Annotated in this window: 10 protein-coding genes; 2 read left to right on the top strand and 8 right to left on the bottom strand. The window is 61.8% G+C overall.

Annotation, left to right across the window (positions count from 1 at the left end):
• Nucleotides 1-141 precede the first annotated feature (141 nt).
• The 8 genes from AWU82_RS02915 to AWU82_RS02880 all read right to left on the bottom strand — a co-directional run bounded on the left by AWU82_RS02915 (nt 142) and on the right by AWU82_RS02880 (nt 9,782).
• Complete coding sequence (locus AWU82_RS02915; RefSeq protein ID WP_064383815.1) at nt 142-1,242, bottom strand: DUF1513 domain-containing protein; 1,101 nt, start codon at nt 1,240-1,242, stop codon at nt 142-144.
• Nucleotides 1,243-1,256: 14 nt separating this feature from the next.
• A complete protein-coding gene (locus AWU82_RS02910; RefSeq protein WP_064383814.1) occupies nt 1,257-2,321 on the bottom strand; it encodes an imelysin family protein in 1,065 nt (354 codons plus the stop codon).
• A gap of 26 nt (nt 2,322-2,347) precedes the next feature.
• Nucleotides 2,348-3,775, bottom strand: a complete 1,428-nt coding sequence (locus AWU82_RS02905; RefSeq protein WP_064383813.1) for a di-heme oxidoreductase family protein — start codon at nt 3,773-3,775, stop codon at nt 2,348-2,350.
• A gap of 276 nt (nt 3,776-4,051) precedes the next feature.
• Nucleotides 4,052-5,398, bottom strand: a complete 1,347-nt coding sequence (locus AWU82_RS02900; protein ID WP_064383812.1) for an imelysin family protein — start codon at nt 5,396-5,398, stop codon at nt 4,052-4,054.
• Nucleotides 5,399-5,593: 195 nt separating this feature from the next.
• Nucleotides 5,594-7,645, bottom strand: a complete 2,052-nt coding sequence (locus AWU82_RS02895) for a putative bifunctional diguanylate cyclase/phosphodiesterase (protein ID WP_064383811.1) — start codon at nt 7,643-7,645, stop codon at nt 5,594-5,596.
• A gap of 355 nt (nt 7,646-8,000) precedes the next feature.
• Nucleotides 8,001-8,597, bottom strand: coding sequence for a superoxide dismutase (locus AWU82_RS02890; protein WP_003227660.1), 597 nt, complete (start codon nt 8,595-8,597; stop codon nt 8,001-8,003).
• 175 nt (nt 8,598-8,772) lie between these two features.
• A complete protein-coding gene (locus tag AWU82_RS02885; RefSeq protein WP_011335710.1) occupies nt 8,773-9,375 on the bottom strand; it encodes a LysE/ArgO family amino acid transporter in 603 nt (200 codons plus the stop codon).
• Between the two features lie 5 nt (nt 9,376-9,380).
• Nucleotides 9,381-9,782 carry an ACT domain-containing protein gene (locus tag AWU82_RS02880; protein WP_064383810.1) on the bottom strand — a complete coding sequence of 134 codons (402 nt, stop codon included), beginning with the start codon at nt 9,780-9,782 and terminating at the stop codon, nt 9,381-9,383.
• A 96-nt stretch (nt 9,783-9,878) separates the two neighbouring features.
• On the opposite strand from AWU82_RS02880, the gene AWU82_RS02875 reads away from it, so the two are divergent.
• A complete protein-coding gene (locus AWU82_RS02875; protein ID WP_064383809.1) occupies nt 9,879-10,766 on the top strand; it encodes a LysR family transcriptional regulator ArgP in 888 nt (295 codons plus the stop codon).
• Between the two features lie 108 nt (nt 10,767-10,874).
• Nucleotides 10,875-11,867: an NAD-dependent epimerase/dehydratase family protein gene (locus AWU82_RS02870; protein ID WP_064383808.1), complete on the top strand. Its 993-nt coding sequence runs from the start codon at nt 10,875-10,877 to the stop codon at nt 11,865-11,867.
• Nucleotides 11,868-11,957 lie beyond the last annotated feature (90 nt).

The following is an 11,957-nucleotide window of genomic DNA, read 5'->3' as shown; positions in this document are numbered from 1 at the left end:
AGTTCCTTGGAGAAAATCAGGCGAGACAGGCGGGCACATTACCGCGAGTCCGGCAGGGATTCCAACTGCCAGTTTTTACAGGGTATGAAAGGAGGCGATACAAAAAAGCGGGGCCGCCGACCGAGCGGTCGACGGCGAATTTCAGGCCATCAGATGAAGATGGTTGTCCCAGAGCCCTGCGGGCAAATCCAGCGGTTTGGCCAGCAGTTCATCCTGGCGGCAATCGTAGTAACGGCAGCGTCCCTGACCGGAGGTCACGACAAAACCGTCCTGCACTGCACCGACGCCGGCGCAGTCAGGCAACGGGGCGTCGAGTCGGACTTCGCCGCTGTCCAGGTCCCAGATGAAGAAGCGGTTGCCGCGCGGTGCGGTCAGTGCCACCAGACGCAGGTCGCTGTGCACGGCGACGCTGGCGGTGTAATGACCCATCGACTGCAACTGATGCTCCGGCACCGGGAACGCCACGAACGGCTGGCCGGGACGTTTGATCGCCAGCAGCTCCGAGCGCTCGTGGGAAGGCCCCATGAATTGCTGGCCGGCGACGATGGTGCCGTCGCTGGCGATCCCCAGGTGGCGCACGCTGTTCATCTGCTGGGCGAGGGTTTCCTTGCTCAGCAGGGTGCCATCGCGCTGCATCAGCACCAGGCTTGGTTCCATGGCGTCGAGGTTCATGTCGACCCGGCTTTCGGCCTCGGTGCGGATCCCGCCATTGGCCACCACCAGGGTTTCACCGTCGGGCATCCACGACACCTGATGCGGGCCGAGACCGTGGGTGGAAATCTCGCCGCTGTGGACCAGCCGTTCGCCTTCGAACTTGTACACCCCGAGCAGACCACGGCCCGGATCGGTGGTGTCGTTTTCGGTGGCATACAGGTAGTCGCCGCTGTGGTGGATCACCGCGTGGCCGTAGAAATGCCGGTTCGGCTGCGAGGTCACGGTTTGCAGCAATGCACCGCTGCGCAGGTCGATCAGGTAGCTCTCGGTGCCCGGCCGGCGGGCGACGAACAGCGCGATCGGCAGCGTCGGGTGATTAATGATGTCGTGGCAGCGCTGGCCGACTTCAGTGGCGAACACCCGGGTGCCGTCCAGCCGATAACCGACGGCGTAGTGCTTGCCGTCGGTGTCGTCCCGCGCCGACAGCAGCAGCGGGCTTTGGTCCTTGCGTTTGGACAGCGTCCAGCCGCCCAGTGTCACTGCTCCCAGCAGCAAACTACCTAAAGTCAGAGCCTGGCGTCGCAGCATGGCACGTGCCCTCATCAGTCACCGTCGTTGGCGTTGAAGCCCAGTTGGATGCCCAGCGCCTTGGCCAGTTCGCCTTCATGCAGGCGATGGACGACGTTGAGGCTGTCGTAAATGTCGTTGAGTTGCTGGCGACCAGCGTCATCGTTGAGCATTTCGGTCAGCGAGCGCTGGGTGCTGTCGAACAGTTTGAGCGACGCTGCGTAGGCGGCATCGATCTTGTCCGCCAGCGGCTTCTGTTCAGCCGGCAGCAGGCCACGCAGGCCTTTGTTGTCGACCCCTTCCCAGACAGTTTTCGCCGCCGCGAGGCTGGCTTCCAGCGCCTCCATGGACGACTGGCTACGCCATGCATCGGCCTGGAATGGCTGAGGCACGCCTTTGCTCTGACGGCCCATCGGCGTGCCGAGTTTTTTCTTCAGGGTGTCGAGGGCGGTGACCTGTACCCGCAGCAGATCGGCGATGGCTTCGTGGGAGTCGGCGTAGCGCTGGTTCGGGAACTTGCTCATTTGCGCGAGCATGCCGTCGGTGTTGTTCCAGCTGCTGAGAATCTCTTCGGCCAGTTGTTTCTGACGCTCGCCGATGGCCACCAGCAGTGGGCAGTATTTGGCTTTCTGCGCGTCGTTGGCGACGTCAGGCTTGGCGTCGAACAGGATGTACTCGTAGGCGGACAGGCCCTGAACCACGACGCTGGATTTGGCCAGGGCGGCGGCGTCGATCTGCGGCTGCGCGGTGACCAGTTGCTCGACCTGACGGCCGACCAGGTTTTTCTTGTCCGGCCAGAACTGCACCTGCCACGAACGGTTGCCCTCGGCCAGCGGGCCAATCAGCAACGGTTGCAGCTCGGCCCAGGCTTTCTGCGCATGCAGGAAGTCGGCACGGGCGGTGTCCAGGGTCTCTTTGCCCTGGCAGTAGGCGAGGGCACTGACGGCCAGTTGCCTGTCGGCTTCGACCCAGCGGGTGTAGGTCGGCAGGATCACCGATTTGGCGATGGCCGCCGAGGTGACGGCTTGCGGATCCTGCGGCGAGCACGCGCCGAGGGCCAGTGCGGCAAGGCTGGTGAACAACAGCTTGGGACGGAACATGTCGGGCTCCCGATTCGTTCAAGTGTTTAAAGTGAGTTCAAGAACGCCAGCAGCGCGGCACGCTGCTCGGCGTTGAAAGACAAAACCTGTTGCTGCGCCGCTTTCGCTTCGCCGCCGTGCCAGAGCACGGCTTCGAGCAGGTTGCGGGCGCGGCCGTCATGCAGAAGCTGGGTGTGGCCGCTGACCGCCTGCGTCAGGCCGATGCCCCACAGCGGCGGGGTGCGCCAGTCGCGGCCGGAGGCCTGGAATTCAGTACGGTTGTCCGCCAGGCCTTCGCCCATGTCATGGAGCAGCAGATCGCTGTACGGGCGAATCACTTGATTGGCCAGTTCAGGTTCGGCGGCGTTGGCGGCGGTGGTGTATTTCGGCGTGTGACAGGACTGGCAGCCCGCCTGGAAAAACAGATTCTTGCCGGCCAGCACTTGCGCATCGTTGACCCCACGGCGGGCGGGAACGGCGAGGTTGCGGCTGTAGAACAGCACCAGGCGCAGGATGTTGTCGCTGACTTCAGGTTCGCCGTCCGGGCTGTTGCCGTTCGGCGCCTGTTTACAGGTGGTTTGCGCGTCGGTGCAGTCATCAAACGGTCTCAGGCTGGTGGTCAGGCCCATATCACCCGAGAACGCGTGAACATTTTGTTGATTGAGGTTCGGTTGACCGGCTTTCCAGCCAAATCGCCCCATCACGGTCTTTTGCTGTGCGTCATCCCAGACCCGGTTTGGCCGGCCGTTGATGCCGTTGTTCTCTTTGGCCTGTGCGGCGGCGTTGGCGAGGATCGCTTCTTCGGGAATCGCTTCGAGCAGGCCCAGGCCGATCATCGGCGGGGCAACACGGGCCGAGAAACGTGTGTCCGGGTGCATCGGGCCGTAGCCGAGCTGAGTGATCTGCAGGGCCGGTTTGCGTAGTTCGACCTCGGTGCCGTCCTTGAAGCGGACCGGCACCGGCGTGTAATCGACCCGCACCTTGCCTTCCGGCGCGACGCCGGGAACGGCCATGTCCTGGAACTGGCCGCCGTACACCGGCTCGGGAACCACACCGACCTGCTCGATCAATTTGGCGTACTGCGGCGCATCGGGAATCGACAGACGCACCAGCATCGACACCGCGTTGGCTGCATCCGGCGTCGGTGGATGACCGCGGCCGTCCTTGATGTGGCAGTTCTGGCAGGCGTTGGTGTTGAACAGCGGGCCGAGGCCATCGCGTGCCGTGGTGGTCGAAGGCGCGATCACCCACGGGCTGCGAAAGAAACTGTTGCCGACACTGAAGTCCACCCGCCGCGAAGGCGGCAGATTGGCCGACGGCAGGGAAAACGCGTTCTGATCGCTCTTGCGCACGGTCGCCGCGCCGCCGGAACGGGCCTCACCCGGCTCGGCCTTGGTGAAACGCGGGGCGTCATCGCAGGCACTCAGGCCCAGGGCCAGAAACAGTGCGGACAAGCGAAGAGGCAGCGAGGGCATCAGACTTCCTGCAAGAGGGGCGAATTTAAAGGCGCAAAGTCTAACAGGGCGAGGGAGATTGAATAAGAGGAATTATCGTTTGCTTGATGCAGGGCAGGGGTTTCACAAACTTTGATCGTTCCCACGCTCTGCGTGGGAATGCCTCAACGGACGCTCTGCGTTCGGCTTTTGATTTGGGACGCAGAGCGTCCCGGGCTGCGTTCCCACGCAGAGCGTGGGAACGATCAGCGAAAAAAGGCGACCCGAAGGTCGCCTTTTTTAACGCGGACGCTGTGATCAGAACTCGTGATCGGCGTTGTCCGGGTTCAGGTCGCTGATGCCGAGCTTGCCGGCTGCGGCTTCGATCGAACCGGTCTGCTTGACCAGCGAAGCGATTGCATCGCGCACGATCTGGTTACCAGCCGTGTTGCCGGCTGCGATCAACTGGTCGTAGTGCTCACCCTTGTTGGCGTGATCGACCATGACCTGGATCTTGGCTTCGGTGGCGGCCAGATCGGCTTTCAGCGCGGTGTCGGCAGCCGGGTCGACCTTGGCCACCAGCGACGACAGGCTGGCGCCGGTCATTTTGGTGCCGTCGACGCGGGTGTACTCGCCCAGGTACACGTTACGAATGCCCTTGGCATCGTAGAAGTGCGAGTTGTGGGTGTTGTCGCTGAAGCAATCCTGTTCGTCTTCCGGGGAGTTCGCTTCCAGGGACACCTTCATGCGCTCGCCGGCCAGTTCGCCCAGGGACAGGCTGCCCATGCCGAACAGCATTTTGCGCAGGCCGCTTTCAGCCGGTTCGGCTTCCAGGGTGGCGCGGTAGTTGTCAGCCACGTTCGGCTTCCAGTTGGCGACCATTTCTTCCAGATCGCTGACCAGCAGCTGGGTCACGGCTTTCAGGTAGGCACGACGACGATCGTTGTGACCGCCAGTGGCGCCTTTGCCTTCCAGATAGTCCGAAGCCGGACGGTTGCCGGCGCCCGGGCCGGTGCCGTTCAGATCCTGGCCCCAGAGCAGGAATTCGATGGCATGGTAGCCGGTGGCAACGTTGGCTTCGGAACCGCCCAGCTCGTTCAGGCTGGCGAGTTTTTCCGGGGTGATGTCCTTGACGTCGACCTTGTCTTCGCCGACCTGTACTTCGGTGTTGGCGATGATGTTGGCGGTGGCGCCTGGATTGCCCAGTGCGTGTTCGTAGGACTTGTCGACGTAGTCGATCAGGCCTTCGTCCAGAGGCCAGGCGTTCACCTGACCTTCCCAGTCGTCGATGATGGTGTTGCCGAAGCGGAACACTTCGCTCTGCAGGTAAGGAACGCGGGCGGCGACCCAGGCAGCCTTGGCGGCTTTCAGGGTGTCGGCGTTCGGCTTGGCGAGGAATGCGTCGATGGCGGTTTGCAGGGTTTTCGCGGTGGATTCGGCATCGCTGTAAACGGCGAAGACCATGTCGGCATAGTGCGAGACAACGGCTTTGCCGGCGGCCTCGTCGACTTTACCGGCGGCAGCAGGCGCAGCCGGTGCAGCGGTGCTGGCAGCCGGGGTCGGCGCAGGAGCGGCGGCCTTGTCTTTGTCTTTACCTTCGCCGCAACCGGCGAGGGAAATAGCGATGGCCAGCAGACTGGCGGTAGCCAGAGGCATACGAATCATGGCGAACATCCTGCTTCGGTAATTGAGTGGACAGGCGCGGGGGTGCGCAAAAGCTGCGACATAATGCAAATCTTTCGCATTATGTGTAAAGGGTTGTAGCTGGAAATATTTCTTATTTGCGCGGGGGTTGCGCTGAATCAACCGCGAGGTTCATGCCCGGCAGACCGCGGGTGGTATCGGGCATGGCAGGCCGGTTCAGAGGATGGCAGCGTTGCTGCGCTGGGCCTGCTTGAGGTAAATGCTCAACTCGCGTGCCGGCAGCGGTTTGCTGTAGTGGTAGCCCTGACCTTCGTGGCAGCCTTCGGAAATGATGTAGGTTTCCTGTTCGGCGGTTTCCACCCCTTCGGCGATCACCTGCATGCCCAGGCTTTTGCCCAGTTGAATGATGGCGCGAACGATGGTCGCGTCATCGTCGTCATCCAGCAGATCCTGGACGAAGCTCTTGTCGATCTTGATCTTGTCCAGCGGCAGGCTCTTGAGATAACTCAGCGACGAATAGCCGGTGCCGAAGTCGTCGATAGCGATCAAGGCGCCGGAGCGGCGCAGGCTCAGCAGGTGCTGGGCGGCGGTGCTGATGTCTTCCATCAGGCCGGTTTCGGTGACTTCCAGCTCCAGGCTGCGCGGTGGCAGGCGGTACATCTGCAACAGGTTGTTGACCACGCGGGGCAGCTCGGCGTGGTGCAGTTGCACGGTGGACAGGTTGACCGCCATGCGCAGGTCGACAAAACCCTGATCGTGCCAGTCGCGCAGTTGCTTGCAGGCCTGATCCAGCACCCATTCGCCGATGGCGATGATGGTGCCGTTCTGCTCGGCCAGGGGTATGAACAGGTCTGGCGGCACCAGACCGTGTTCTGGATGCTGCCAGCGGATCAGGGCTTCGACCCCGACCACGCGATGATCGCGGTAGCTGATCTGCGGCTGATAGACGAGGTAGAACTGATCGCGCAACAGCGCATCGCGCAGGTCTTTTTCCAGTTCGCGACGGCGGCGCATCTCGCTGTCGACGCTGGCGATGTAGAACTGATAGCGGTTGCGCGACCGGGTCTTGGCCAGGGTCATGGTCTGCTCGGCTTTCTGCAACAGCTTCTCGGTGCTGTCGCCGTCCTCCGGGAACAGGGTGATGCCGATGGTCGCGCGCAGGCGAATCTCTTGATGATCAAGGGCGAACGGCGCTTCCAGGTCATCAAGGATACTTTGCGCCAGTTCCGCCGCTTCGTAGGGTTGCTCGATATCGGCCTGCACCAGGGCGAACTGGTCGCCGCCGAGACGGGCGAGGGCGCCGAGGCGACCGCTGTGGGCGCGCAGGCGGTCGGCGAGTGCCAGCAGCAATTGGTCGCCGGTCTGGTAGCTGAATTGTTCGTTGATGCCTTTGAAGTCGTCCAGACCTACGCAAAGCACGGCGACCCTGCGTTGCAGCTTGCCGGCATCCACCAGAATCTTGTCCAGTTGCTGCTGCAATTGCTGACGGTTCGGCAGGCCGGTGAGGAAATCGTACTGGGCCATGCGCAGCAGGCTGTTTTCCGCTTCGTGGCGCAGGTGGGTATTGCGTTCGATGGATTCGAGCAACTGGTTGGCGGTGTTGATCCAGATCCCCAGTTCGTTTTTCTCGTGGCCCTTGAGTTGCGGAATCTTGTGTTCGCTGGGGCGGTCGGGGTTGATCTCGGTGAGGTGTTCGATGATCCGCGACAGCGGTTTGGTCAGCAGCCAGTGATAGACCAGGTACAGCACCAGGCCCATGGCCAGGGCGCGCAACACGCCGGAAATGAAGATGATCACCGAACTGACGATGAAGCCCTGACCGTAGGTGGCCGTGTCGAGGGTGATGCTCAGATCGCCGTAATACTCGCTGTAGGGCCCGCGTCCCACCAGTTGGGTGGTGAACGTGCGCTCCTGGCCGAGGATCAGGTCGGTCAGCCAGCGGCTGTTGGATTGCTGCAGCTCACGGGATTTTTGCGCGAGCATGGCTTCGTTGGGATGACCGATGGAGGCCTGGCGCACGGCGTCATCCTGGAACAGGCCTTCGATCACCTGCATGCCCATCTCCCGGTCCAGGCTGTAGACGGCCTGGGTGGAGGGATCGCGGAACATGTCGAGGATGCGTTCGGCATCACCGGCGACGGCCTGGCGTGTTTTATAGGCATCGAACACGATCTGCGCGCAGCTCAAGACCACGCCGACGATCAATGCCGACAGGAGCACGACCCGGAGCAACTTCACCGACAAGCTGTTCTTGAGTTCCAGCTTCAAAGGGTTATTCCTTGTTCCGTGCGGGTAGCGTCAAGTTGCCATGAGTATTGGCAATCCCGTGTTGGCAGTCAAAGGGACAATCGAGCCGCAGAATAATTGTCCGTGGCCTTGGCCGAAATGCTGCTGTCTGGAGTCTTTGCCCTGGTTGTACTGTGTCGGTAGTTTTGGCCTCCAACTTGAGGGGTGTCGGACAATTTTTCCTCTTTTGATGGTAGTTCGCCGTGGCTTGGGAGCAAGGCGAGAAGGGCTGCTTTGCGTGTGGGAAAAGGCCCTGTCTGTGATGGGACGCACCCGTGATGATTTCTGCGGGCAGAAAAAAACCCGGCAATAGCCGGGTTTTTGTCTGGCGTGCAGCTTAAGCGGTGAAGGTCTTGCCTTCGAACTGCTCGGCCACGAACTTCCAGTTGACCAGGTTCCAGAACGCCTCGACGTATTTTGGACGCAGGTTACGGTAGTCGATGTAGTAAGCGTGTTCCCAGACGTCGCAGGTCAGCAGCGGGGTGTCGCCGCTGGTCAGCGGGTTGCCGGCGCCGATGGTGCTGGCCAGCGCCAGGGAACCGTCAGCCTTTTTCACCAGCCAGCCCCAGCCGGAACCGAAGGTGCCGATCGAGGTTTTGCTGAACTCTTCCTTGAACTTGTCGAACGAACCGAAAGCCGCGTTGATGGCTTCAGCCAGTGCGCCGGTTGGTTGACCGCCGGCGTTTGGCGCCAGGCAGTTCCAGTAGAAGGTGTGGTTCCAGACCTGAGCGGCGTTGTTGAAGATGCCGCCCGAGGAAGTCTTGACGATTTCTTCCAGGGTCTTGCCTTCGAACTCGGTGCCTGGCACCAGGTTGTTCAGGTTCACGACATAGGTGTTGTGGTGCTTGTCGTGGTGGAATTCCAGGGTTTCCTTGGAAATGTGCGGCTGCAGGGCATCGTGTGCGTAAGGCAGCGGCGGCAATTCGAAAGCCATGATGATTCTCCTAATCAGGTCTGTTGCGGTGAGCGCAAGGCCGATCACGGGCGGCCAGAAATGCACCGGCGAGTTTTTACTCTTTGCGGCGCAGGGTTCGGATCATAGCACCGGGGGTGCGGCTTAACCACGCAACAACTGTGTGGGATAGAGGTTCCAGAGCTGTTTGGAATAATCACGAAGCCAGAATGAGCTGACCCGCTACCGTGAACATCATCACCGCCACCAACAGATCCAGAATCCGCCAGGTACTCGGCCGTGCCAGCCAAGGGGCGAGCCATGCCGCGCCGAACGCCAGGGTGAAGAACCACAGCAGCGAAGCGCTCGCCGCGCCCACGACATAAGCGCCGGGCACCGACTGCTGCGCACCGAGGGAGCCGATCAGCAAAACGGTGTCGAGATAGACGTGCGGGTTGAGCAGCGTCACCGCCAGTGCACTGAGCATCACCGCCCGCAGTGAGCGCACGGTCTGGTTTTCACCCTGTTGCAGGCTCTGTTTCGAACAGGCCCGGCGCAGCGCCTGGCTGCCGTACCAGATCAGGAACACCGCGCCGCCCCAGCGGGCAACCGCCAGCAAGGTCGGGTTCTGCGCCAGCACCGTGGCCAGACCGAAAACACCTGCCGCTACCAGCAACGCATCGCAGGCGACGCACAGTGCAGCGACCGGCAGGTGATGTTCACGCCGCAGGCTCTGGGCCAGGACAAAAGCGTTCTGCGTACCGATCGCCATGATCAGCCCGAACGCCACCAGCAAACCGTTGGTATAGCTTTGCCACATGACGGTTACTCCGCGTTGGCTGCGAGGTCGCGCAGCACTTGCATGGCGCGTTCGGCGTCCGCCTGACCGACGAACAAATGGTCGTGGTAATAACCGGCGATCACGTTGCAGCTGATGCCGGCCTTGCCAAGTGCACTGGCGAAAGCGGCGGTCAGGCCGACGGCTTGCAGCGCTGAATGCACGTTCAACGTGATCCAGGCTGCGACATAGTCGAAGCTGAAGCCGGCGCGCTCGGCGTGAGAACGTTCCAGGATCACCGTCAGGCCTTCCTGTTCACGGAAACTGCCTACAACTTCCAGGCCGCTCGGCAACTCGCCGTCGGACAAGGTGCAGAACACGTATTCGCCTGCATTGAGCTGCGGGCTCATGCTGCGCAGCAGGGTGGTCAACGAGGTTTCGCCAGCCATGGGGATGGTCCTTGATAAAGAGTGCTTGCTGGCTATTCTCCCGGTTGACGCTGTATAAGAAAAACCAATAGTGCTGATCGCTCATTAGGAAAACTGATGTTCGACTACAAATTGCTTTCCGCTCTGGCCGCCGTGGTCGAGCAGGCCGGATTCGAACGGGCGGCGCAGGTGCTGGGCCTTTCGCAATCGGCGATTTCCCAGCGGATCAAACTGCTGGAAGCGCGGGTCGGCCAGCCGGTTTTGGTGCGCGGCACACCGCCGTCGCCGACCGAGATCGGCCGGCGCCTGCTCAACCATGTGCAGCAGGTGCGTCTGCTTGAGCGAGATTTGCAGACGCTGGTGCCGGCGCTGGACGAAGAAGGTCTGCCGGAGCGTCTGCGCATCGCGCTGAATGCCGACAGCCTTGCCACCTGGTGGGCCGAGGCGGTGGGCGACTTCTGCGCCGAACAACATCTATTGCTCGATCTGATCGTCGAAGACCAGACCGTCGGCCTCAAACGCATGCGCGCCGGTGAAGTGGCCGGTTGCCTGTGCGCCAGTGAGCGGCCGGTGGCGGGGGCACGTAGCGTGTTGCTCGGGGCGATGCGCTATCGGGCGCTGGCCAGCCCGGCGTTCATCGAGCGGCATTTCCCCGACGGCGTGCGGGCCGAACAATTGCCGCGCACCCCCGCATTGGTCTTCGGCCCGGACGATTTTCTCCAGCATCGATACCTCGCGTCCCTCGGCGTCGATGGCGGTTTCGAACATCACCTTTGCCCGTCGTCCGAAGGTTTTATTCGCCTGACCGAAGCCGGGCTCGGCTGGGGACTGGTGCCGGAATTACAGGTGCGCGAGCAACTGGAGCGCGGCGTGTTGCGCGAACTGTTGCCAGATAAACCGATCGACGTGCCCTTGTACTGGCATCATTGGCGCAATGGCGGTCAGTTGCTCGGGCTGTTGACCGAACAATTGGTGCGCTCGTCGGCGCAATGGCTGGTGGCCTGAACGCAGCTGTGAGCGTCAAGCTGCAAGCGGCAAGTAAAGCGCTTGCGTACTGTTTTTACCTTGCAGCTCGAAGCTTGAAGCTTGCAGCTGGTTTTGTTGGAGCTCTACATGAAAATTCTGGTCACCGGCGCAAGCGGCTTCATTGGCGGACGCTTTGCGCGTTTCGCCCTGGAGCAGGGCCTGGACGTGCGGGTCAACGGTCGCCGGGCCGAGGGTGTCGAGCATCTGGTGCGTCGTGGTGCCGAGTTCGTTCAGGGCGATTTGAGCGACCCGGATCTGGTGCGTGCGCTGTGCAGCGATGTCGAAGCCGTGGTGCATTGCGCCGGCGCGGTCGGCTTGTGGGGCCGTTATCAGGACTTCCATCAGGGCAATGTGCAAGTCACCGAAAACGTGGTCGAGGCCTGCCTGAAACAACGGGTTCGGCGACTGGTGCATCTGTCGTCGCCCTCGATCTACTTTGACGGTCGCGACCACCTCGGCCTGACCGAAGAGCAAGTGCCCAAGCGCTTCAAACATCACTACGCCGCGACCAAATACCTGGCTGAGCAAAAGGTCTTCGGCGCCCAGGAATTCGGCCTCGAAACCCTGGCCCTGCGCCCGCGCTTCGTCACCGGCGCCGGCGACATGAGCATCTTTCCGCGCCTGCTGAAGATGCAGCGCAAGGGCCGTCTGGCGATCATCGGCAACGGTCTGAACAAGGTCGATTTCACCAGCGTGCACAACCTCAACGAAGCGTTGCTCAGCAGTCTGCTGGCCGACGCTTCGGCGCTGGGCAAGGCCTACAACATCAGCAACGGCGCCCCGGTGCCGCTGTGGGATGTGGTCAATTACGTGATGCGCAAGATGGAAGTCCCACAGGTCACCAAGTACCGTTCCTACGGTCTGGCTTACAGCGTGGCGGCGCTCAACGAAGGGGTGTGCAAGCTCTGGCCCGGGCGTCCCGAGCCGACCCTGTCGCGCCTGGGCATGCAGGTGATGAACAAAAATTTCACCCTCGACATCAGTCGCGCACGGCATTATCTGGACTACGATCCGAAAGTCAGTCTGTGGACGGCCCTCGATGAGTTCTGTGGCTGGTGGAAGGCTCAGGACATTCGTTGATACGAATCTGCCGGCCGGCACTGAACCGCGCCACGGGTTGAGGGTCAACCCCAGCGGCCGCGGGGTTTATACTTCGCGCCAATCTGCCAT

The sequence above is a fragment of the Pseudomonas glycinae genome (genome assembly GCF_001594225.2).
Taxonomy (GTDB): Bacteria; Pseudomonadota; Gammaproteobacteria; order Pseudomonadales; family Pseudomonadaceae; genus Aquipseudomonas; species Aquipseudomonas glycinae.
The sequence above is the reverse complement of the archived record's forward strand: the minus strand, read 5'-3'. Positions and strand labels throughout refer to the sequence as shown.